Consider the following 19,796-nt stretch of genomic DNA (forward strand, 5'->3'; position numbering starts at 1 on the left):
CAAGTTGCAGCCTGCCTTCGGGTGGGCTGAGGATTGAAACACCAGGGCAAACCGAAACTTGAGCGTGTGCGTTGTTGCAGCCTGCCTTCGGGTGGGCTGAGGATTGAAACACAAGCGCATAAAGCAGAGACACGGCAACCAAACCGTTGCAGCCTGCCTTCGGGTGGGCTGAGGATTGAAACGGGCCCATCAAGGTGTACAAGAGCATCCACCACGGTTGCAGCTCCTTTGCAGGAATGGGCCAAATCCTTTACCCCTCCAGCCGCACCTCGGCCACCTTCGCCAGCATGCGGAAGGACGCGAAGAGGTGCAGGGCGTCGGGACTCGTGTAGGCGACCGTCACCCCGTCCACCCGCTCCACGCCGGGCACCCGCTCGCACTGGTCGGCGCGGGCCTGGTGGTTGAAGCTCAGCTCGACCCGGGCGGGCCACGTCGTCTTGTAGGGCTTGCCCTCCGGGGCGGCCCGCACCGCCCGTTCCGCTCCCTCCCGAATCAGGCGCCTCGCCTCACGCGGGTGCAGATGCGCGGCGGCGAAGCTGCTCAGCCCCTCCTTGACCGCCACGCGCACGACCCCTTCCCCCAGCTCGTCCCCGATCTCGGCCATCGCCACGTCGTCCCCGGCGGCGAAGACGACCGGCACGCCGTAGTGCCCGGCGACGAGGGCGTTCAGGCCGTACTCGCCCGTGTCGCGCCCGTTCACCCGGACATTGCGGATAAAGCCGTTCCAGGTGTGGGCCAGCGGCCCCCGAACGCTGCCCGCCCGGGCGTGGTATCCGACGAAGAGCAGCGCCCCTACCCCTTCCTCCTGCACGCCCTGGACCATGCTCAGCGGCTTGTCGTTGCCCGTCGTGAAGCGTACCCCCTCCGGCAGCAACTCGGGCAGGAGGTTTCGCATCGAGTCGTGCGAGTCGTTCACCAGCACGTCCGTCGCCCCGCCCGCCAGCGCCCCCTCGGCAGCGGCGGCGGCCTCCAGCGTCATGCGCTCGCGGGCGGCCTGGTACTCGGCCGCGTTCACCAGACCCCCGAACTCCGGCGGGCTGACCTGCACCCAGCTCGACACGCCGCACACGCCCTCCATGTCCACGCTGATCACGACCTTCATGGGGGCAGCGTAGCGCGGCCCGGACGGTGACACGGGGCAGGAGGGGGTCCGGGAGGGCGTGCTAGCCTTGTACGTTATGACCCGTGTTGCCCTGAAATCCGCCCGCGAGATCGAAGCCATGCGCCGCGCGGGGGCGCTCGTGGCCGAGACCTTTCGCGTCCTCGAACCTCACGTGAGGCCCGGCGTGACGCTCGCCGAACTCGACCGTATCGCCGAGGAGCATATTCGCAGGAACGGCGCCGTCCCCGCCTACCTGGGCTACGGGCCGAAGAACAACCCCTTTCCCGCGACGATCTGCGCCTCGGTGAACGAGGTGATCTGCCACGGCATCCCCGGCCCCCGGGAACTCAGGGAGGGCGACATCATCGGCGTGGACATCGGCGTGCTGCTGGACGGGTACTACGGCGACGCCTGCTACACGTACACGGTCGGGAAGGTCAGCCCCGGCGTGCAGGACCTGGTGGACACGACCCGGGATTCCCTGATGGCGGGGCTGGACGCCGTGCGGCCCGGTGGTCGCCTGGGCGACATCGGGTACGCGATCCAGTCGCTCGCCGAGGGGCGCGGCTACTCGGTCGTGCAGGAGTACACCGGGCACGGCATCGGCAAGCGGCTGCACGAGGAACCCACCGTCTACCACCACGGGGTGCGCTACACCGGCCTGAAGCTCCAGCCCGGCATGGTCTTCACCGTCGAGCCCATGATCAACCTCGGCGTGCCCGACACGCGGCTGCTCCCCGACGGCTGGACCGTCATCACCGCCGACAAGAAGCCCAGCGCGCAGTTCGAACATACGGTCGTCGTGACGCCGAAGGGCCACGAGATTCTGACGCTGTAAGGGTGTTCCCCGACAAGGCAAGCCCCTGCCCGCAGCCTGGGCAGGGGCTTGAACAGGAGGAGCCGAGTCAGTCCGGCTGGTTCACGGGCCGCGCCGCGTCGAGCCAGCCCCAGTCGCGCAGGTAGGCGCGAAATTCGCTGAGGAGTTCCTCGGCGGGCGCCTGATCCTCTGCGGGCAGCGAGCGCAGCCACGCCTCGCCCGTCAGCCGGGTGTAGGCCAGCAGGGGGGCAGGGGCGCCCAGGAACTCGTCCAGGCTTTCCAGCAGCGCCTCGTAACGGGCGCGGCGCCAGGGGGTCTGCCGGGTGACCTCGTTCAGGAAGTCGGCCACGGCGTGTTCCAACAGGATGGGGCGGCCCACGATCCAGGGGGCCTTGCCGGGGGAGATCACGCGCTCCTCCAGCCCGGGAAGCCCTCGATGGCGACCAGGGTGGGCCGGGGAATCTTCGTGCCGGGCCTCGCGGCGAACGAGCTGGTGAGCTTCTCCAGGCTCTCGCTGTCCTCGCCGGGGTGCTGCACGGACAGGAACAGCGTCCGGCCGTCGTGGGACCACACCGGGCCGGTCAGCTCCGCGTCCCTTGGCCCCACGGCAAAGCGGTAGGCCCGCCCGGCGTTCGGCCCCTCGGTGGGGAAGAAGAACATCGCGTTGTTCCCGTGAAAGCCCTTGATGGGGTTGCTGCCCAGGTCGCTGTTGTCGGTGACCATCCACAGGTTGCCGTAGGGGTCGAAGATCAGGTTGTCGGGGCTGGCGAAGCCGCTCTGGGGGCCGCCCACCGCGAAGACCTCCCACAGGAACTTCTCGGCGGCCCAGTCGTCGCCGTCCTCGCGGAACTTGATGATCTGCCCGAAGTAGTTGCCGTGCTTGGAATTGTTCGTCAGCGAGACGTACACCTCGCCCGTGCGGGGGTGAATCTCGATGTCCTCGGGGCGGTCCACCGGGGTCCCGCCGACCGCCAGGGCCGCCGCGCGGGCGTCAGCGAGCACGTCCGCCTGGCTGGCGAACAGCGGCTTGCCGTCCGCGTCCTTCGCCTCCTGCAATTTCTTGTTCCGGGTGTAGTCCAGCAGCAGCCAGGTCCCGTTGCCGAAGTTCGCCACGTACAGGTCGCCTTCCGTGAGCAGGTCGCGGTTGGCGTTCCGGTTGGCGGGAGTGTACCGGCCCCGGCTGACGAACTTGTACACGCAGGAATCCTGCATGTCGTCGCCCATGTAGCCCACCACCCGGCCGTCCTTCGCCACCGTCAGCGCGACGTTCTCATGGCGGAAGCGGCCCATCGCGGTGCGCTTCTTCGGCGTCCACGCGGGGTCGAAGGGGTCGATCTCGGTCACCCAGCCCTGGTGCAGGGCCTCGTAGCCGCTGCCCGCCCAGGCCTTGGTGTACCCGTCCACGTTCTCCTCACAGGTCAGCAGGGTGCCCCAGGGCGTCTGCCCGCCCGAGCAGTTGCCCACGGTACCCCTCACCACCGTCGCGCCCTTTACGGCGGCGCTGCCCCGGGCCGGACCGGTGAGTTCGATCTCGGTCAGGGCGTCGATGCGGCGGTTGCGGGCGTCGGGGACGATCTTCCAGCCGTCCTTCTCCCGGCGCACGCGCACCACGCTCACGCCCACGGCCCGCATCTCGGCCTCGATCTGCGCCGGTGTGCGGTCCTTCGTATTGCCGCCCACGAACAGCGAGTTCACGTACTCGTGGTTGATCGTCAGCAGGGCGTCGGTGGAGCTGCGCCCGCCCTCCAGCAGGTCCACCGGGAAGAACCCCACGAAGTCGTGGTTGAAGCCGATCTCGCGCCCATCCGCCGTAAAGGGCTCGCCCCAGGGGGCCAGCACCTGCCAGCGGTAGCCGGAGGGCAGGGTCATGGTGTCGGCGTCCGTCGGCTCGATGGCCCGGAAGGGCGGCAGGGTGCGGGGGCCGAGCGTCTTCGGGTCCGCCGCGACAGGAGCGCCGTTGTTCGCCGCCGCCTGCGCCTCGCTGAACCTGATCGGCAGTGCGAGCGCAGCGGCGGTCCCGGCCACGGTGCCCAGGGCGCCCCGGCGCGTGAGTTGCCGGTCCAGCAGCCGGTGCCAGAGGCTGGGCTCGACCTTCGCCTGTGTGTTCGTCATGCCCCCGATGTTACGGGCGGCCCGTCACCTCCTGTTCAGCGGTCTGTCAGAGGGGCGTCAGGGGCCGGGGAGGCAGGAGGCTGCCCCAGTCAGGAATCCGTGATCTCGTGCCCCGCCCGGCGCAGGGCGGCCAGCGCGTCCGGCAGGCGATCCGCCTTCACCAGCACGTAGTCGGTGTCGAAGGTACTCAGGGCGAAAATGCCCACCCCGGCGTCCCGCAGCGGGTTCAGCACCGCCGCCAGAATGCCCGTCAGCTCGAAGGGAAAGGGGCCGTGCAGCCGCAGCGCCACCCATCCCGGTTCGGCCCGCACGTCCGGCGGCACGTTCGCCGCGCCCGTCACCACGCTGACCTCGCCCGGGGCACCCACCACCGCCCACAGGAGGCCCCGCGCCGCCCAGAGGGGCAGGGAGGACCCCGGCGGCACCTGCGCCACCGCGAACTCCCCCTCCAGCACCGAAAGTGTCAGCCGTCCTGTGCCCGTCATCCCGTCATCAAAGCAGAAGGGAAGGAGCACCCCCATCCGGCGGCCATTGATTTAAGGAAGTTGTGAGGCTAGATTAAGAGCATTAAGATTATGACGATGCCTCCCCCGGTCGAAACCCTGCGAGTCTCTGGAAAGTCGCGGCCCAATGCGGTGGCCGGGGCGGTGGCCGGACTGCTGCGCTCGCAGGGGCAGGTCGAGGTCCACGCCATCGGCCCCGCCGCCGTCAACCAGGCGGTCAAGGCGCTCGCCATCGCCCGGGGCTACCTGGAGGCAGACGGTCTGGACCTCACCGTGCAGCCCGCCTTCGTGAAGCTCGACCTGGCCGACGAGGAACGCACCGCCCTCACCTTCAGCGTGCGGGGTATTCGGCAGCGTTGAACGGGGGCCTTTCTCATGAAACTTGAGCAGGGGACGCTAAGATATGGGCAGGAGGAGGACCAGCCATGATCTTCGGCCCCTACACGTTCCTGATCCTCATCATCTTCGTCGCCTCGCTGCTGATTCAGGCCTACCTGAGCCGGACCTACAGCCGGTGGGGCAACGTCCGCAACAGCCGCAACCTTACCGGTGCGCAGGTCGCCCGCCTGATGCTCGACGAGAACGGGCTCTCGCATATCCCCGTGAACGCCGTGCCCGGCAACCTCAGCGACCACTACGACCCCATCCGCAAGACGGTGAACCTCTCGGAGGCCAACTACCACGTCCCCAGCGTCAGCGCCCTGGCGGTCGCCGCCCACGAGGTCGGGCACGCCATTCAGGACAAGGTGCGGATGCCCGCCCTGGTGCTGCGCGGCCAGCTCGCTGTGCCGCTGAGCCTGGGCATGAACCTCGCGCCGCTGCTGCTGCTCGCGGGCGTATTCCTGCAACTGAGCGGCCTGCTGTGGCTGGGCGTGATCCTCTTCGCGGGCGCGCTGCTGTTCCACCTCATCACCCTGCCCGTCGAGTTCGACGCCAGCCGCCGCGCGCTCGCCTACCTGAACAGCCGCGGCCTCGTCGCCGGACGCGAGAGCCAGGGCGCGCGCAACGTCCTGACTGCCGCCGCCCTCACCTACGTCGCGGGCTTCGCCATGGCGCTGGCGCAATTGCTGAATGTGTTGGGGATTGCTCGCAGCCAGAACGATTGAGGAGTAGTCAGCCCTCAGCGATCAGCAGTCAGAAAGGAACGCCCCGGCATACGGCTGGGGCGCCCTTCTTTTGGTCTCTTTCTGAGAGCTGACGGCTGATCCCTGACCGCTTCTACACGTTGAAGCCGAACATCCGCATCTGCCGCTTGCCGTCCTCGGTCATCTTGTCCGGGCCCCAGGGCGGCGTCCACACGAACTCCACGTTGACCTCGCTGACCCCGTCCAGGCGGCCCACGGCCATCTCGGCGTCGGCGCGGATGAGGTCCTGCACCGGGCAGCCCACGCTCGTCAGCGTCATGGTGATGTCCACCAGCCCGTCAGGGGTGATGTCCACCCCGTAGATCAGGCCGAGGTCCACCACGTTCACGGGAATCTCGGGGTCCTTGACGACCTTGAGGGCTTCGAGGACCTGCGCCTCGGTGGGCAGACCAGCCGTGCTCTCCGCCTGCGTTTCCATCTTCGTGTCTTCCATCAGGGGTTGCCTCCTCCTACGGGCAGGCCCGCCTCGGCCCAGGCCAGGGTGCCGCCCGCCAGGTTCACCACGTCCTTGTAGCCGTGCTCCAGCAGGTACTGCCCGGCGCGGGCGCTGCGGGCACCGCTGCGGCAGATCATCACGAGGTCGCGGTCCTTCGGGAGTTCCGAATACCGCGCCTCGAACTCGCTGAGGGGCACAAGGAGGGCGCCCTCGGCGTGAATCTCGGCGTACTCAGCAGGCTCGCGCACGTCGACGAGCAGGGCGCCCTCCTGCACCATCCTCTGGCCCTCGGTGGGCGTCACGTCTCTCGGGGGGGTGGCCGTCATGGGGCCAGCATACAGGGGCTCGCCCGGCCCGAACGTGCGGGCATAGACTGACCCCATGACCCTGCCGGGCGGCGTGACCCTGATCGACCTGCGCCCCGAGGAGTTGCGCCTGCGCGAGCCGCTCCCGGTGCCCGCCCTCGCCGTCACGCTGGAGGCCATTGAGGACGGCACCCACGGCCTGCGCCCCGACCTCGGCCCCCTCGTTGTGATCTGCGAGCGGGGGGCGCGTTCGGGTCTCGCCGCCCGCTACCTCCAGGCGGACGGGTTGGAGGCGACCGCCTATCCCGGCGGGGTTCCGGCGCTGTGGCGGGAGTTCGGCAGGACGGGATCGGAGCCCAACGCGGGTTGACCCTCCGCTCATACCCACCTTGCGGCAGGGGCGCACCATGCGGGCATGTCTCACAAGAGGAACTACAACCAGGGCGACCGCGACCACAGCCATAACCCGGGCAGCAACCATGGCAGCGCCGACGAGAAGGCGGGCGACGGCCGCCGCAACGGCAGCGAGAGCGGGGGAGGCCGCAACGGCGGTCAGGACAGCTCCAGCGGCAGCAGCGGCCACCAGAGCGGGGGGAGCGGGAGCCGCAAGGACTGAGGAAGCTCAACCCTTCGGCCCGGGCGTCACCCTTTGGGGAGGGCGCCGGGCTTTCGTCTTGTCACGGCACAGCTTCCGCTTGATCCAAATAGGGCAGCCCGCTTCGACCCCGTATGGAGGAAACTTGTCATGCTGAGCCGGAGGCGAAGTATTTCCCCCCTGGCTTCCTCGACCCTTCTTTTAAACTCGGGCACGATCAAAGCCTGGGAGGGTGCCCGTGTCTTATCTCCAGCGGAAGGGTCGGTGTTCACGCCCCGTCCGCAGCCTCCCCGTGCGCCTCCCGCAGCTTGCGCCACCGCTCGGCCACCCGCGCCTCCCAGCCCTCGCCGGTCGGCTCGTAGAGGTCGAGCCGGACGCCGCCGGGGAGGTAGTTCTGCCGGAAGCTGCCCTCCGGGTCGTCGAAGTAGTAGGCGTAGCCCCCGCCGTACCCCTGCGAGCGCATCAGGCCGGTGGGCGCGTTGCGGAGGTGGAGGGGCACGGGCAGCATTTCCCCCTCCCGCACGGCGTCCAGGGCCTTTTTCCAGGCGACGTACACGCTGTTGCTCTTGGGCGCCAGGGCGAGGTACACGACCGCCTGCGCGAGTGCGAGGTCGCCCTCCGGGCTGCCCAGGAACTCCACCGTGTCGCGGGCGGCGATGCACAGCCGCAGCGCCTGGGGGTCGGCCAGCCCTATATCCTCGGCGGCCATGCGGACGACCCGGCGGGCGACGTACCCCGTGTCCGCCCCGCCCTCGATCATCCGGGCGAGCCAGTACAGCGCGGCGTCCACATGCGACCCGCGCACGCTCTTGTGCAGCGCCGAGATCAGGTTGTAGAAGTCCTCCCCGTTCTTGTCCATCGCGGGGAGGTGCCGTCCGAACGCCTCCGTCACGGCCTCGGGGGTGACCGGATCGGCCAGGGTCGCCGCCACCTCCAGCGTGCTCAGCGCCCGCCGCGCGTCCCCGTCGGCCAGCCGGGCGAGGAGGTCCAGGGCCTCCGGCTGGGCCGTCACGCCGGGCAGTCCGCGCGGGTCGGTGAGCGCCCGGTCCAGCAGCCCGCGAATGTCCTCCTGGGTCAGCGCCTCCAGAACCAGCGTCCGCGCCCGTGACCTCAGCGCCGGGTTGACCTCGAAACTCGGGTTCTCCGTCGTCGCGCCGATCAATGTGAGCAGGCCGGACTCGACGTGAGGCAGGAGGGCGTCCTGCTGCGCCTTGTTGAAGCGGTGGATCTCGTCCAGGAAGAGGATCGTCCGCTGACCGCGCCCCCGCAACCGCTCGGCCTCCGTCACCGCCTCGCGCACGTCCTTCACGCCCGCCGTGACCGCCGAGAGGGGGATGAAGTGGGCGCCGACCTCGCCCGCGACGAGCCGCGCCAGGGTCGTCTTGCCCACCCCGGGCGGCCCCCAGAAGATCAGCGAGCCCAGCCGCCCGGACTCCAGCAACCGGGTGAGTGGCTTTCCCGGCCCCAGCAGGTGCCGCTGCCCCACGACCTCCGCCACGGTGCGCGGGCGCAGGCGTTCGGCTAGGGGGGCGGGCGGGTCGAACAGGGTCACGGGGGGCAGGATAGCGGGGTGTGGCCGCCGCCTTTCGAAGTTCAGGCCCAATAGCCAATAGATAGGGTTGACGCCTTCTCTTTGCTGCTCAATCCACGGCCTGCCGGTCGGCTTCCTCAACGCCCAAATCTGCGCCACACTGCGCGCAAGACCGGGTACAGTGGCCTATGTCCCTCCAGCGCGCAGGTGCGGCGGCCCTCGCCCTCCTCCTCTCCGGGTGCGGCCTCGTGCCCCTCCCGGAGAGCCGACCGGCGGACACCTATTTCATCAGCACCCTTGCCCCCGGCGAACTCACGCCCGGCATGGTGGCCTACGTGTCGGAAAATCAGTTCGATGCCCGGAACATCCCCCGGTTGCCGTACCGGGACATGACGGTAGATGCGGACGCCGTCTACCAGGGAGCGTCACCGCGCCTGCGCCTGCAAGTCTTAGTGGCCTCGACCCGCCCCGATTGCCCCCTCGTCCCCAGTGGCCGCGAGGGCTTCAGCCCCGCGCTGCTCTGCGACGGGCCGGGCGGCGGGGTGGCGGCCACGGAAACCGTACTCCAACCGAACGTCTCCACCCCCTTTCACCTTCAGGGTGCCGAGCTGGACCGGGCCGCGCGGAACAAGACCCTGTACCTCGGCGTGCGCGTGTTGGAGGGCCAGCTCACCCCCGACGAATGGGTTCAGGTGAAGAACATCGTGGTGCGCGGACGGCTGTAGTCCCCTGGGCAGGGAGGCTATTCTCCCCCTCATGGACATCGCCGAACGCTACATCCGCCTGGCCCACGCCATCGACGCCCACCGGGAGGGCTTCGTCGACGGGTACGGCGGGCCGCCCGAGTGGGCCGACCGGACGCGGCGCGAGCCCCAGGAACTGCGCGCCGAGGCAGAGACCTTGCTAGAGGAGGTGGCGGGGGTGGAGGACACCGCGCGCCGCACCTTCCTGACCGTCCAGGCGCGGGCGCTGCACACCATGACCCGCCTGCTCTCCGGCGAGGCGTTGCCCTACGCCGACGAGGTGCGCGGCCTGTACGACATCGACCCCGTGCGGGCACACACGGCGGAACTGGAGGCGGCCCTGTCCGCTCTCGACGCCGCGCTGCCCGGCACGGGTTCCCTGGTCGAGCGCGAGGAGGCGCTGCGGGCACGGGTCGTGGTGCCCCGGGAAGACATCCTGCGCGTCGCGGAGCCGATTCTGGCCGCCCTGCGCGAGCGGACCCGCGAACGCTTCGGTTTGCCGGACGGCGAGAACTTCTCCATCGGCCTCGTCAACGACAAGCCCTGGTCGGGCTATAACTGGCCGCTGGGCAACCTGCAAAGCCGCATCGACATCAACACCGATCTTCCCGTCCTGCTGCCGAACCTGCCCGACCTCCTGGCCCACGAGGGCTATCCCGGCCACCACACCGAACACGCGACGAAGGAGGCGCGGCTCGTGCGGGGGCGGGGGTGGCTCGAACACAGTATCCAATTGCTCGGGGCGCCCGAGTGCGTGGTGAGCGAGGGGATCGCCGTGAACGCCCTGCGCGCCGTGATGGACCGTGAGGAGGTGGAGGCGTGGCTGACGGGCGAACTCGCCGGGGTGGCGGGCCTCGACCCGGAGGACGTGCGGGCGTATCTGGCGGCGAGCCGCGCCCGCGAGGGCCTGAAGGGGGTGAGCGGCACGGCGGCGCTGATGCTCCACGCGGACGGCAGGCCGCAGGCGGAGGTGCTGGAGTTCCTGACCCGGTACAGCGTGGCGAGTGAGGGGCGGGCCCGGCAGTCGCTCCGCTTTATCTCGCAGCCCAATTTCCGGGCGTACATCTTCACGTACAGCGTGGGCGGCGACCTGGTGAAGGGGTGGGTGGCCCGCAACGGCGCCGAGGGCTTCGCCCGCCTGCTCACCGAGCCCCTCACCCCGGGCGGGCTCCGCGAGGCGGTCGGGGCGGCCCATGCCTGACCCGGTGGACCTCCAGGCCCAGGTCGAACGCGAACGCTTTCCCGACGGCACCCGGGTCACCGTTCTGCCTGAGCCGGATGGACGGGTGTTCCGGCTCACCCGGGCGGAGGGTGGCGTGGAAATCCTGCTCACCGATGAGGCTGTTCGCATGTACGGCGAGGGCCCGTCCGTCGCCCTGGTGCTCGGGCGGCTGCGCGAATGGGCCGAGGGGGCGCTGCCCGCCGCCCAGGCCCCCGGCGTCTATGAGCGCCAGGTGTTCGTGGGGGATTGACCCGCTACAGCCGGAACACGTCCCGAAGCGCGGCCCGGGCGGCCCAGTAGCCGGACATGCCGTGGATGCCCCCGCCCGGCGGTGTCGCGCTGCTGCAAAGGTAGACGCCGGGCACGGGCGTGCGGTACGGGGTGGGGGAGGGGACGGGCCGCGCGAGCAGGCCCCACAGGTCGCCCCGCCCGCCGTTCACGTCCCCGCCCTGGAAGACGGGGCTGAGGGCCTGAAGCTGCCGCGCATTCGTGACATGCCGCGCCAGCACGAGGTCGCGGAAGCCCGGCGCCGCCCGCTCGACCTGCGCCTCGATGGTTTCCGCGTAGCCGTCTGGTGTTCCCGGCGGAACGTGGGCGTAGGCCCAGAAGGTGTGTTGTCCTTGCGGAGCCCGGGAGGGATCGAACAGGGTGTGCTGCGCCGCCAGCACGTAGGGCCGCTCGGGGGCAACTCCCCGCGCCACCTCCGCCTCAGCGCGGGTGATGTCCTCCAGCGTGCCGCCCAGATGCACCGTCCCCGCCCGGCGCAGGGAGGGATCAAGCCAGGGGACGGGGCCGCTAAGCGCGTAGTCGAGTTTGAGCAGGCCGGGGCCGTAGCGGTAGCGGTGCAGCCAGGCGCGGTAGCCCGGCGTCCCCCAGTCCCCCAGCAGGCCCAGCAGCACCCCCGGGCTGGAATCCACCAGGACGGCGCGGGCGGCGGGAAGGTCCCGGGGCGAGCGCACCTCCACCCCCGTCTCGATCTCCCCGCCCAGAAAGCGCAGGTAGGCGGCCAGCGCGTCCGCGAGCGCCTGCGCCCCGCCCCGCGGAAAGGGCCAGTGGGCGGCGTGGGCGAGGGTGCCCAGCACGAGCGCCGCCGCCCCGCTGCCGGGGGTGGAGAGGGGCAGGTTCGCATGGGCCGCCAGCCCCGCCCACGCCGCCCGGGCCTCCGGCGTTCGCAGCAGCCGGGCGCTCAGCGTCGCTGGGGGAACGCCCCTGATCCCGAATCGCGCCAGCGTCAGCGGGTGCCGGGGCAGGCGGGGCAGGGGCCGCAGCACGTCGTCGAGCAGGCCGCGCCAGTGGGCCACGAGGGGGCCGAAGAGCGCGTGCCACGCCGCCCCGTCCCGCCCGAAGCTCCGCGCCGTCTCGTCCAGGTCCCGCTCCACGACCACGCCTGTCCCGTCCGGCAGCACGTGGCCGAAGGGGGCGCCCGGCCGCACCCACGTCAGCCCGAAGGCGTGGAGCGGCCAGTCCCGCAGGGCGGGCGACGCGAACCCCAGGGGGTGAATCGCGCTCCCCACATCGTGGACGAAGCCCGGCAGGGTGAGTTCGGCGCTGCTCAGCCCCCCGCCGATCTGGTCTCGGCGCTCCAGCACGCGGACATGGAGTCCCGCCCGCGCGAGGGTGACGGCGGCGGCCAGACCGTTGGGCCCCGCGCCCACAATGACGGCGTCCGGGAGGCGGGGGGAAGGCATGGGGGTAGAGTGACATACCCACGGATAAATCCGTTGGGCTCCTCAGGACACGCTTGTGGCAATCCACTACGTTCTGTCCTGATGGGCCTGCCCGGCCCGATATGCCCCGAGAGGCATGGGAAATTCGTGCAAGCACGTCGGGTAGCACTTTCAGCCGACTCCGATTCGTTTCCCACCCCCATTCTAACAGGCTTCAGCTTCCGCTTGGCCGTCCTGCGGACGGCCTGAGCTATCCACCCCAGGTTAAAACCCTGGGCTTTCCGCCCAGCCCCTTTTCTGTAAGCGGTTTTGTCTTTGCTTCCCGCGGAGTCCCGACGGGTTAACTCCCGGATAGTGCTTGGATAAACTTCTTTCCGTAACGCTGGACCTCGAGGCCGACGCGTGGGCAGGGCCTCCTGCCCTCTCCCCGCATCTCCCGGTCCCCCGGCGCTAGACTCCCCCCAATGGAGATCGGCGCGACACTGGGGGGCCGTTACGAGTTGCGCGCCCTGCTGGGCGAGGGCGGCAGCGCTAAGGTCTACCGCGCCCTCGATACCCGCCTCGACCGCGAGGTGGCCGTCAAGCTGCTGCACCCCCACCTGCCCGAGGGGGACCGCGCCCGCTTCCTGCGCGAGGTGCGCACGCTCGCCCGCCTGACCCACCCCGGCGTGGTGCCCGTCCTCGACCTGGGCGAGACGGGGGAGGAGGGGCGCGCCTTTTTCACCATGCCGCTGCTGACGGGGGGCCCGGTCACCACCCTCGGCCCGCTGGAGGATGCGCCCGGGCCGCTCGCCGCCTTTCTCACGGCGGCGGCCTTCGCCTCCCGCGCGCTGGGGTACGTCCACGCGCAGGGGATCGTCCACCGCGACCTGACGCCGGGGAACATCCTCCTCGACGACGCGCGGATGCCGCGGATCATGGACTTCGGGCTGGTGGCCCTGTCCGAGCATTCGCGGCACCTCACCCGCTCGGGGGTGACGCTGGGCACGCCCGCCTACATGGCTCCCGAGCAGGCGCGCGGGGTGGGGGTGGGGCCGCGCAGCGACCTCTACGCGCTGGGGGCGGTGCTGTACCGGGTTGCCTGCGGCTCGCCGCCCTTCGTGGGGGACAGCGACCAGAGCGTGCTGTTCCAGCACGTCTACGAGCCGCCGCCCGATCCCCGGGACCTCAATCCCGCCGTGCCCGACGCCCTGGCGCGGGTCCTCCTCGCCCTGCTCGCCAAGCAGCCGGAGGACCGCCCGGAGAGTGGCGAGGCCGCCGCGCACCTGTGGGCCCTGGCGCGGCGCGACGTATGGGTGGCGCACGCCCGCGGGCAGTACCGGGGGGGGCGGGCGCGCACCGGCGAGCATCCCGACGGCCCCGCCCGGCCCGAGGCGCTGGCGGAGGCCTGGAGCGTGCCGCTCCCCGGCGAGGTGACCTGGCCCGCCGCCGTGGTGGGCGAGGGGGACCTGCTGGCGGTCGGCACGCGGGGGGGCCAGCTCGTGCTCATGCACGCCTCCGGGCGGCCCTACGCGACCCATGCCGCCCGCGACGAGGTGACGGCCCCCGCCACCTTCCTGGGGGGCGACATCCTGTACGGGGCGTGGGACGGTACCCTGCGCCGGGTGCGCCTGGCGGGCGGCCAGGAGGGCTGGCAGCACCAGGCCCGCGCGGAGTTCACCGGGGCGCCGACCCTCTGGGGGGGCCGGGTCCTCGCCGCCAGCCGCGACGGGCACCTGCACGCGCTCGACGCGGGGACGGGCGAACTCGCCTGGGCCTACCGCGCGGGCGGCCCGGTCGCCGCTTCCCCTGTCGTCTGGGCGGGCGCGGCGCTGCTGTGCGACGAGAACGGCTGGCTGCACGCCCTGGACGCCCGCAGCGGCAGCCCCCTCTGGAAGGTGGAGGTCGGCACCGTCCACGCCACGCCCGCCCTGCTCCCGACCGGCCCCGGCGAGGCCACCCTGATCGTGCCGACCTGGCCCGGCGAGGTCCACGCCCTGGCGCTCACCGCCGCGTCGGGCCGGGCGGGGCTCCACTCCCCCGACCCCACCCTCTGGACCTACGACCTGGAGGACGAGATCTGGGCCGCCCCCGCCGCCTCGGGGGGGCTGGTGATCGCGGCGGGGTGGGGGGGCACCGTGCGGGCGCTGCGTCTCGCGGACGGGGAGGATGTCTGGACGTTCGCGCTGGAGGGCCGGGTCACCGCCAGCCCCGTCGTGAGCGCCGGGCTGGTCTTCCTCGCCTCGGAGGCGGGCGAACTCGCCGCGCTCGACATGCAGACGGGGGCCGTGCGCTGGCAGCACCGCGAGCGCGAGGGGGTGCAGGCCACACCGCTCGCCGCCGCCGGAACGCTGTACGTGGCCTTTATGAACGGCACCCTGCGCGCGTACCGGGAGGGGGGGCTGCCCCGCCTCGACCTGCTCATGCCTTCCTGACAGCTATCCGGGAAGAGGTGTACACGCCGCCTCCTGGCCCCTGTGGCGAGTTCTATACGGCGCGCCACCTCGCATACAGCGCCCCCGTGACCAGCAGCAGCAGGGCGGTGACGCCCAGGATCGCCGCCCACCCTTCCGGTCGCGGCGCCAGCAGGAGACGGTCGGGCGCATGTGCCGTGACAAACGCCTGAACGAGCCCGAGCGGGAGATTGTCGCGGTTCAGCAGGTCCGGCACCGGCGTGTATTCGAACGACAGGCGGCGCACGAAGGGGTCGAACTCGAAGCCGAGCAGCGCCAGGCTCGCCACGCTGGAGATCAGGGCGGCGAGCGCGGACGGCAGCAGCCGGGCCAGGCTGGCCGCGCACAGGAGCACCGCCGCGCCGCGCAGCCACACCAGGAGGGTGCCCAGCCAGAATTGCCCCATCACCTGCTCGCCGCTCCACCAGGTGAAGGACAAGGCGCCGCGCGTACTCACCAGGGCCGCGCCGAGCAGCACCGTGACGGTCACGGCCAGCAGGCCGAAGCCCAGGCGCGTGACCAGCACGCGCGGGGCGCTGAGGGGTTGAAGCTGTAAAAAGGCCATTCCGCTGTTCAGACGACTGCCGAACAGCGCGCCCACCAGCGTCGCCAGAAGGGGCGCCCACCAGTCCAGCCAGCGGCCCGCGAACACGGCGGAGACCAGGCACGAGGAAGGCCGGTCTTTCAGCAGGCCCGCCCAGAACTCGCAACGCGTGCCGCTGACCCAGGGGCCGAGCTCACGCGCGGACGCGAAGGGGGGCGTCCCCGGCAGAACCCGCGCGCCGTATCCCAGACCCAACGCCAGCGCCAAGGCGAGCAGCAGGGCCAGGGGCACCCGGGCGTTCCGCCACGCCAGCCAGGTCACGCCGCACCGCCCAGCAGGTCGGCATACACCTCGGCGAGGGGCCGCGGCCTGACCTGCACGTCAACGGGACGCGCGGCGGCGATGGCGGCGAGGACGGCCTCGCGCGCCCCCCGGACCTGCAGGGTGAGCGTGCGGCCCTGCACGTCGAGGCGTTCCACGCCCGCCACGCTTTCCAGGTGCCGCAGGGTTCCGGCGGGCAGCACGTCCGGCAGGATCGCCTGCACGACCGCATGCTGGGCGCGCAACTCGTCGAGGTCGGCTTCGAGAACGACCCGGCCCTCCTTCAGGAACGCGGCCCGGTCCGCGAGCCCCTCGACCTCGGGGAGGACATGCGAGCTGAGGAGGACGGCGTACCCCTCGGCGGCGTGGGCGGCCAGCAACCCGGCGAGCCGTTCGCGGTGTTCGGGATCGAGGCCGTTGGTGGGTTCGTCCAGCAGCAGGAGCTGGCAGCCGCTGCCGAAGGCGTAGGCGACGGCCAACCCCATGCGCTGGCCGGTGCTGAGCTTCCCGGCGGGTTGATCGAGCGGCACGTGCAGCGCCCCCGCGGTGGCGAGCGCCATCGCCCGGTTCCAGGTCCCATAGACGCGCTCCCCGAAGGCAAAGTGGGTGCGGGCCGTCTCGCCGGGCATCACGGTGCCCCCGGTGGGGACCAGCGCGGCGCGTTGCCGGACCAGCAGGCCGCCCGCGCCGGGGGGCAGGTCGAGAACCTCGATAACTCCCCGCGCGCCGGGATGCAGGCCGAGGACCGCCCGCATCAGGGTGCTTTTCCCGCTGCCATTCTGGCCCAGCAGGGCGGTGATCGAGCCGGGGGGAACCTGGAGATCGGCGCCCCGCAGGACCTCGCGCCGCCCGTGGCGGGCGTGGAGGTCTCTGACCCGGAGCGCGTTCACCGGGCCTCCCGGCCGAGTCCCTGGATGACCTGGGCGACGTTCGCCTGCACGTCCGCTGGGGACATCCCGCTGGCGAAGAGGCGGTGCAGGATGTCCCGCAACTCCTCCAGGAGGCCTTCCTGGGACTCGGCCCGGGCAAGGGACTGCTTCGCCTGGGGACTGACCGTGGTTCCCGCGCCAGCCCGGCTTTCGATCAGGCCGCCGCGTTGAAGTTCGGCGTACGCACGGGTGATGGTGCTGGGCGCGAGACGCAGTTCGCTGGCGAGCGCGCGGACAGTAGGCAGCCCATCCCCTGGCCGCAGCGTGCCGCGTTGCACGGCTCGGGTCAGCGCCTGGCGCACCTGCAGGTAGATGGGCACACCACTGTGCGGGTCGATCTGGCCGCCCAGCCAGTGGAGGAGCCCAGCCTCACCGTTGTTCTCTTGTAGCATATATTCATTACATTGGAACAAGAGGGGAGATAAGTCAAGATGCCCCGTCTCGACCTGCTCATGCCCTCCTGACGGTCGGCCCGGCATGTCAGGAGTCAGGGAGGAAGGACTGCCCCCGGTCGCCCATAGAATCCATCTTCCCCTGACCTTCCCTCATCATTTCCGGGCGTAGACTTCGGTTCAGGACGCCGCCGACCAGCTCCGTCCACGCCACGGAGGAAAAGATCATGCCCAACATCGGACCCGGTGAACTGCTCGTCATCCTGCTCATCGCGCTGCTCGTCTTCGGTCCCAAGAAGCTCCCCGAACTCGGCAAGAGCCTGGGCGCGGGTATCCGCGAGTTCCGCAAGGGCACTCAGGGCCTCAAGGAGGAGCTGGAGGGCAGCTTCCGCGAGACACCCGGCCCCGCGCCCGTCCAGACGGTCGTGGCGCAGGCCGTCGTCCCGCCGGTCACCCCGGCCCATGCCACCCCGGTGACCCCCCAGGCCGTCACGCCCCAGAGCGTCACCCCGGCCGCGGACGAGCCCCCGCGTTCCTGACCCCTCTGCCCCGCGCCGCCTCCTGACCCGGGGCGGCCTTTTTCTGGCCCGGGCGTGCGGTTTTGCGTCCCGGCCCCCGGGGAGGGGCTGCTAGATTGGCCCGGTGACTCAGGAACGTGTGGCGCTTCTCACCGACAGTACGGCCGACCTTCGGGCGGGGGAGGCGGAGGCGCTGGGCGCCCTCGTCGTGCCGCTCACGCTGGAGGTGGACGGCGCGGTGTACAGCGATCCCGGCACGCGGGTGCGCCCCGGCCTGGAGGTGATGACGGGGGAGGCCCTGCGCGCCCGGATGCTCGCGGGTTCGGCCCCGCGCACCAGCCAGGGCACCCCCGACGACTTCGCCCGCCACTACGACCTCGCCCTGTCGAGGGCCGACCGGGCCCTGTGCCTGCCGGTCGCCTCGAACCTCAGCGGCACCTTCGCCTCGGCGGTGGCGGCGGCGCAGGCCTTCGCGGGGCGGGTGCGGGTGGCCGATGCCCGGGCGGTCAGCGTGGGGCTGGGGGCGGCGGTGCGGCAGGCCCGGGCCTGGCTGGACGCGGAGCGCGGCCCCGAGGAGGTGGCGGCGGCGATCACGGGGTACGGGGAGCGGGTCTTCCTGCGGATCGTGCCCCAGGACCTGCGCTGGCTCGTCGCAGGGGGGCGGCTCTCGCGGGTGGCGGGGACGGCCGCGCGGGTCCTGAACGTCCGCCCCGTCATCGACGTGCGCGGCGGGCGGGTGGAGCCTATCGCCCGCGTGCGCGGCTTCCACGCGGCGCTGCGCGAGATCGTCCGCGCCTTCCCCGCCGACCTGGAGGCGACCGTCCTGCACGCCGGGAACCCGGAGGATGCCCGCTTCCTCGCCGGGGAACTCGCCCTGCGGAACATCCGCGTGAGGGACACGCGCGAGGTCGGGGCCGTCCTGCTCGTCCACGCGGGGCCGGGGACCGTCGGCCTGGCGGGCACCCCGGCGGTGGTCCGCTGATGCTCGCCCGCGCCCGCAGCGTGGCCCTGATCGGCGTGGACGCCGTGCCCGTCGAGGTGGAGGTGGATGTCAGCCCGGGCCTCCCCGCCTTCACCGTGGTCGGCCTCCCCGACCAGGCGGTCAGTGAGGCACGCGAGCGAGTTCGGGCCGCCGTGCGAAACGCGGGCCTGCCCTTCCCCGCCGCCCGCATCACGGTCAACCTCGCGCCCGCCGACCTGCGGAAGGAGGGGCCGCTGTACGATCTCCCCATCGCCCTGGGCCTGCTCGCCGCGCAGGAGATGCTGCCCGGGGAGGCGTTGGCAGAGGTCGTCAGCGCCGGGGAACTCGCCCTGGACGGCACCCTGCGGCCCATCGCCGGGGCGGTCAACCTCGCGCTCCTCGCCGGGCAGGAGGGGCGGCCCGCCCTGCTTCCCGCCGCCAACGCGGGCGAGGCGGCGCTCATCGAGGGCGTGACCGTCCACGGGGCGCCGACCCTCCTGAGCGCGGTGCGGCACCTCACCGGGCAGGCTCCTCTGGGCGAGACACCGCCGCCCGAGCCCGCGCCCGACGACACGGCCCTCCTCGACCTCGCCGACCTCAAGGGGCAGGCGGCGGCCAAGCGGGCGCTGGAGATCGCGGTGGCCGGTGGGCACAATCTCCTGCTGGTCGGCTCGCCGGGGAGCGGCAAGACCATGTTGGCCCGCCGCGCGCCCGGTCTGCTGCCCCCCCTGACCCGCTCCGAGGCGCTGGAGGTGACGAGGATTCACTCCGCCGCCGGGCTGCTCGGGGCGCGCGGCAGTCTGGTCGGGCACCCTCCCTACAGAGCCCCCCATCACACCGTCAGCGACGCGGGACTTATCGGCGGCGGCAGTGTTCCCAAACCCGGCGAGGTGTCCCTGGCCCACCGCGGCGTCCTCTTCCTCGACGAGTTCCCCGAGTTCTCCCGCAAGGCGCTCGAAACCCTGCGGCAACCCCTGGAAGATGGTCACGTCACCATCAGCCGCGCCCGCGCCACGGTGAGTTACCCCGCGCGCTTCCAACTTATCGGCGCCATGAACCCCTGCCCCTGCGGCCACCACGGCGACCCCGAGAAGCCCTGCACCTGCACGCCCACCGAGCGGACCCGCTACGCCGGGCGCCTCAGCGGGCCGCTGCTCGACCGGATGGACCTCATTTCGCGCGTCCCCAGATTGACGGTGGACGAGCTGACCCGCGCGCCGGAATCCGAGGGCAGCGCCCACGTCCGCGAGCGGGTGGTGCGGGCGCGCGAGGCGATGCTGGCGCGGCAGGGGACGCGCAACAGCGACCTCGTCGGGCAGGCGCTGCGCCGTCACGCGCCGCTCGCCCCCGGGCCGGACGCCTTTCTGCGCTCGGCGGCCCGGCAACTGGGCCTGACCGGGCGGGGCTTCGACCGCGTGCTGCGGGTGGCGCGCACGGTGGCCGACCTGGCGGGCAGCCCTGACATCCGGGAGGCCCACCTCGCCGAGGCCGTCACCTACCGCCCGCGCGACCTGGCCTGAG

The 19,796-nt window shown here is 71.6% G+C and carries 23 protein-coding genes; 12 read left to right on the plus strand and 11 right to left on the minus strand.

From position 1 onward, the window contains the following. Positions 1-250 precede the first annotated feature (250 nt). Positions 251-1,102 (minus strand): M55 family metallopeptidase, encoded by an 852-nt coding sequence (locus DAERI_RS12670; RefSeq protein ID WP_103129802.1) that lies wholly within the window; start codon positions 1,100-1,102, stop codon positions 251-253. Between the two features lie 76 nt (positions 1,103-1,178). On the opposite strand from DAERI_RS12670, the gene map reads away from it, so the two are divergent. Beyond that, the gene (gene map / locus DAERI_RS12675; protein WP_165794200.1) at positions 1,179-1,940 is read left to right on the plus strand and encodes a type I methionyl aminopeptidase; all 762 of its coding nucleotides are present in this window, start codon (positions 1,179-1,181) and stop codon (positions 1,938-1,940) included. 67 nt (positions 1,941-2,007) lie between these two features. Here the strand turns inward: map and DAERI_RS12680 are convergent, their stop codons facing one another. The 3 genes from DAERI_RS12680 to DAERI_RS12690 all read right to left on the minus strand — a co-directional run bounded on the left by DAERI_RS12680 (position 2,008) and on the right by DAERI_RS12690 (position 4,516). Then, positions 2,008-2,328 (minus strand): hypothetical protein, encoded by a 321-nt coding sequence (locus tag DAERI_RS12680; RefSeq protein ID WP_103129804.1) that lies wholly within the window; start codon positions 2,326-2,328, stop codon positions 2,008-2,010. Next, positions 2,325-4,031: a PhoX family protein gene (locus DAERI_RS12685; RefSeq protein WP_103129805.1), complete on the minus strand. Its 1,707-nt coding sequence runs from the start codon at positions 4,029-4,031 to the stop codon at positions 2,325-2,327. Before DAERI_RS12685 ends, DAERI_RS12680 begins: the two co-directional genes overlap by 4 nt. An 89-nt stretch (positions 4,032-4,120) precedes the next feature. Further along, positions 4,121-4,516 (minus strand): ACT domain-containing protein, encoded by a 396-nt coding sequence (locus DAERI_RS12690; RefSeq protein WP_103129806.1) that lies wholly within the window; start codon positions 4,514-4,516, stop codon positions 4,121-4,123. A 90-nt stretch (positions 4,517-4,606) separates the two neighbouring features. Between DAERI_RS12690 and DAERI_RS12695 the strand changes: the two genes are divergently transcribed. Further along, positions 4,607-4,894 carry a stage V sporulation protein S gene (locus DAERI_RS12695; protein WP_103129807.1) on the plus strand — a complete coding sequence of 96 codons (288 nt, stop codon included), beginning with the start codon at positions 4,607-4,609 and terminating at the stop codon, positions 4,892-4,894. 65 nt (positions 4,895-4,959) lie between these two features. Then, the gene (locus DAERI_RS12700) at positions 4,960-5,640 is read left to right on the plus strand and encodes a zinc metallopeptidase (RefSeq protein WP_103129808.1); all 681 of its coding nucleotides are present in this window, start codon (positions 4,960-4,962) and stop codon (positions 5,638-5,640) included. A 112-nt stretch (positions 5,641-5,752) separates the two neighbouring features. Here the strand turns inward: DAERI_RS12700 and DAERI_RS12705 are convergent, their stop codons facing one another. Further along, a complete protein-coding gene (locus DAERI_RS12705; protein ID WP_201262757.1) occupies positions 5,753-6,112 on the minus strand; it encodes a metal-sulfur cluster assembly factor in 360 nt (119 codons plus the stop codon). Then, complete coding sequence (locus tag DAERI_RS12710) at positions 6,112-6,441, minus strand: rhodanese-like domain-containing protein (RefSeq protein WP_268806488.1); 330 nt, start codon at positions 6,439-6,441, stop codon at positions 6,112-6,114. The genes DAERI_RS12705 and DAERI_RS12710 overlap by 1 nt, the downstream gene beginning before the upstream one ends. A 55-nt stretch (positions 6,442-6,496) precedes the next feature. Here DAERI_RS12710 and DAERI_RS12715 point away from each other — a divergent pair, with 55 nt between their 5' ends. Both DAERI_RS12715 and DAERI_RS12720 read left to right on the plus strand, forming a co-directional pair. Then, positions 6,497-6,790: a rhodanese-like domain-containing protein gene (locus DAERI_RS12715; protein WP_103129811.1), complete on the plus strand. Its 294-nt coding sequence runs from the start codon at positions 6,497-6,499 to the stop codon at positions 6,788-6,790. A gap of 45 nt (positions 6,791-6,835) precedes the next feature. Then, positions 6,836-7,036 (plus strand): hypothetical protein, encoded by a 201-nt coding sequence (locus tag DAERI_RS12720; RefSeq protein ID WP_103129812.1) that lies wholly within the window; start codon positions 6,836-6,838, stop codon positions 7,034-7,036. Between the two features lie 247 nt (positions 7,037-7,283). Here DAERI_RS12720 and DAERI_RS12725 read toward each other — a convergent pair whose 3' ends face one another. Continuing rightward, positions 7,284-8,567, minus strand: coding sequence for a replication-associated recombination protein A (locus DAERI_RS12725; RefSeq protein ID WP_103129989.1), 1,284 nt, complete (start codon positions 8,565-8,567; stop codon positions 7,284-7,286). A gap of 167 nt (positions 8,568-8,734) precedes the next feature. Between DAERI_RS12725 and DAERI_RS12730 the strand changes: the two genes are divergently transcribed. From DAERI_RS12730 to DAERI_RS12740, 3 genes are read left to right on the plus strand one after another with little or no spacing between them, the layout of a single operon-like run. After that, positions 8,735-9,271 (plus strand): hypothetical protein, encoded by a 537-nt coding sequence (locus tag DAERI_RS12730; RefSeq protein WP_103129813.1) that lies wholly within the window; start codon positions 8,735-8,737, stop codon positions 9,269-9,271. Between the two features lie 31 nt (positions 9,272-9,302). Further along, on the plus strand, positions 9,303-10,490 hold the full coding sequence (locus DAERI_RS12735; RefSeq protein ID WP_103129814.1) for a hypothetical protein: 1,188 nt from the start codon (positions 9,303-9,305) through the stop codon (positions 10,488-10,490). Further along, positions 10,483-10,761 carry a hypothetical protein gene (locus tag DAERI_RS12740; RefSeq protein ID WP_103129815.1) on the plus strand — a complete coding sequence of 93 codons (279 nt, stop codon included), beginning with the start codon at positions 10,483-10,485 and terminating at the stop codon, positions 10,759-10,761. The genes DAERI_RS12735 and DAERI_RS12740 overlap by 8 nt, the downstream gene beginning before the upstream one ends. Positions 10,762-10,765: 4 nt before the next feature. Here the strand turns inward: DAERI_RS12740 and DAERI_RS12745 are convergent, their stop codons facing one another. After that, the gene (locus tag DAERI_RS12745; protein WP_103129816.1) at positions 10,766-12,199 is read right to left on the minus strand and encodes a phytoene desaturase family protein; all 1,434 of its coding nucleotides are present in this window, start codon (positions 12,197-12,199) and stop codon (positions 10,766-10,768) included. A 443-nt stretch (positions 12,200-12,642) separates the two neighbouring features. Here DAERI_RS12745 and DAERI_RS12750 point away from each other — a divergent pair, with 443 nt between their 5' ends. Beyond that, on the plus strand, positions 12,643-14,592 hold the full coding sequence (locus tag DAERI_RS12750) for a serine/threonine-protein kinase (protein ID WP_103129817.1): 1,950 nt from the start codon (positions 12,643-12,645) through the stop codon (positions 14,590-14,592). A 52-nt stretch (positions 14,593-14,644) separates the two neighbouring features. Here DAERI_RS12750 and DAERI_RS12755 read toward each other — a convergent pair whose 3' ends face one another. From DAERI_RS12755 to DAERI_RS12765, 3 genes are read right to left on the minus strand one after another with little or no spacing between them, the layout of a single operon-like run. Beyond that, the gene (locus DAERI_RS12755; protein ID WP_103129818.1) at positions 14,645-15,475 is read right to left on the minus strand and encodes a hypothetical protein; all 831 of its coding nucleotides are present in this window, start codon (positions 15,473-15,475) and stop codon (positions 14,645-14,647) included. Then, positions 15,472-16,365 (minus strand): ATP-binding cassette domain-containing protein, encoded by an 894-nt coding sequence (locus tag DAERI_RS12760; RefSeq protein ID WP_103129819.1) that lies wholly within the window; start codon positions 16,363-16,365, stop codon positions 15,472-15,474. The genes DAERI_RS12755 and DAERI_RS12760 overlap by 4 nt, the downstream gene beginning before the upstream one ends. Beyond that, positions 16,362-16,796 carry a GntR family transcriptional regulator gene (locus DAERI_RS12765; protein WP_103129820.1) on the minus strand — a complete coding sequence of 145 codons (435 nt, stop codon included), beginning with the start codon at positions 16,794-16,796 and terminating at the stop codon, positions 16,362-16,364. The genes DAERI_RS12760 and DAERI_RS12765 overlap by 4 nt, the downstream gene beginning before the upstream one ends. A gap of 227 nt (positions 16,797-17,023) precedes the next feature. On the opposite strand from DAERI_RS12765, the gene DAERI_RS12770 reads away from it, so the two are divergent. The 3 genes from DAERI_RS12770 (at position 17,024) to DAERI_RS12780 (ending at position 19,795) form a co-directional block, all read left to right on the plus strand. Further along, positions 17,024-17,335 carry a Sec-independent protein translocase subunit TatA/TatB gene (locus tag DAERI_RS12770; RefSeq protein ID WP_103129821.1) on the plus strand — a complete coding sequence of 104 codons (312 nt, stop codon included), beginning with the start codon at positions 17,024-17,026 and terminating at the stop codon, positions 17,333-17,335. 103 nt (positions 17,336-17,438) lie between these two features. Next, positions 17,439-18,296 carry a DegV family protein gene (locus DAERI_RS12775; protein WP_235610372.1) on the plus strand — a complete coding sequence of 286 codons (858 nt, stop codon included), beginning with the start codon at positions 17,439-17,441 and terminating at the stop codon, positions 18,294-18,296. Further along, on the plus strand, positions 18,296-19,795 hold the full coding sequence (locus DAERI_RS12780; RefSeq protein WP_103129823.1) for a YifB family Mg chelatase-like AAA ATPase: 1,500 nt from the start codon (positions 18,296-18,298) through the stop codon (positions 19,793-19,795). Before DAERI_RS12775 ends, DAERI_RS12780 begins: the two co-directional genes overlap by 1 nt. Position 19,796: the final 1 nt, after the last annotated feature.

It is taken from the genome of Deinococcus aerius (genome assembly GCF_002897375.1).
Classification (GTDB): Bacteria; Deinococcota; Deinococci; order Deinococcales; family Deinococcaceae; genus Deinococcus; species Deinococcus aerius.

Bases quoted from the DNA above. Each gene is read 5' to 3' on its own strand.
- DAERI_RS12670 (WP_103129802.1), bottom strand. From the start codon at position 1,102: ATGAAGGTCGTGATCAGCGTGGACATGGAGGGCGTGTGCGGCGTGTCG.
- map (WP_165794200.1), top strand. From the start codon at position 1,179: ATGACCCGTGTTGCCCTGAAATCCGCCCGCGAGATCGAAGCCATGCGC.
- DAERI_RS12685 (WP_103129805.1), bottom strand. From the start codon at position 4,031: ATGACGAACACACAGGCGAAGGTCGAGCCCAGCCTCTGGCACCGGCTG.
- DAERI_RS12690 (WP_103129806.1), bottom strand. From the start codon at position 4,516: ATGACGGGCACAGGACGGCTGACACTTTCGGTGCTGGAGGGGGAGTTC.
- DAERI_RS12695 (WP_103129807.1), top strand. From the start codon at position 4,607: ATGACGATGCCTCCCCCGGTCGAAACCCTGCGAGTCTCTGGAAAGTCG.
- DAERI_RS12700 (WP_103129808.1), top strand. From the start codon at position 4,960: ATGATCTTCGGCCCCTACACGTTCCTGATCCTCATCATCTTCGTCGCC.
- DAERI_RS12705 (WP_201262757.1), bottom strand. From the start codon at position 6,112: ATGGAAGACACGAAGATGGAAACGCAGGCGGAGAGCACGGCTGGTCTG.
- DAERI_RS12710 (WP_268806488.1), bottom strand. From the start codon at position 6,441: ATGACGGCCACCCCCCCGAGAGACGTGACGCCCACCGAGGGCCAGAGG.
- DAERI_RS12715 (WP_103129811.1), top strand. From the start codon at position 6,497: ATGACCCTGCCGGGCGGCGTGACCCTGATCGACCTGCGCCCCGAGGAG.
- DAERI_RS12720 (WP_103129812.1), top strand. From the start codon at position 6,836: ATGTCTCACAAGAGGAACTACAACCAGGGCGACCGCGACCACAGCCAT.
- DAERI_RS12730 (WP_103129813.1), top strand. From the start codon at position 8,735: ATGTCCCTCCAGCGCGCAGGTGCGGCGGCCCTCGCCCTCCTCCTCTCC.
- DAERI_RS12735 (WP_103129814.1), top strand. From the start codon at position 9,303: ATGGACATCGCCGAACGCTACATCCGCCTGGCCCACGCCATCGACGCC.
- DAERI_RS12740 (WP_103129815.1), top strand. From the start codon at position 10,483: ATGCCTGACCCGGTGGACCTCCAGGCCCAGGTCGAACGCGAACGCTTT.
- DAERI_RS12745 (WP_103129816.1), bottom strand. From the start codon at position 12,199: ATGCCTTCCCCCCGCCTCCCGGACGCCGTCATTGTGGGCGCGGGGCCC.
- DAERI_RS12750 (WP_103129817.1), top strand. From the start codon at position 12,643: ATGGAGATCGGCGCGACACTGGGGGGCCGTTACGAGTTGCGCGCCCTG.
- DAERI_RS12765 (WP_103129820.1), bottom strand. From the start codon at position 16,796: ATGCTACAAGAGAACAACGGTGAGGCTGGGCTCCTCCACTGGCTGGGC.
- DAERI_RS12770 (WP_103129821.1), top strand. From the start codon at position 17,024: ATGCCCAACATCGGACCCGGTGAACTGCTCGTCATCCTGCTCATCGCG.
- DAERI_RS12780 (WP_103129823.1), top strand. From the start codon at position 18,296: ATGCTCGCCCGCGCCCGCAGCGTGGCCCTGATCGGCGTGGACGCCGTG.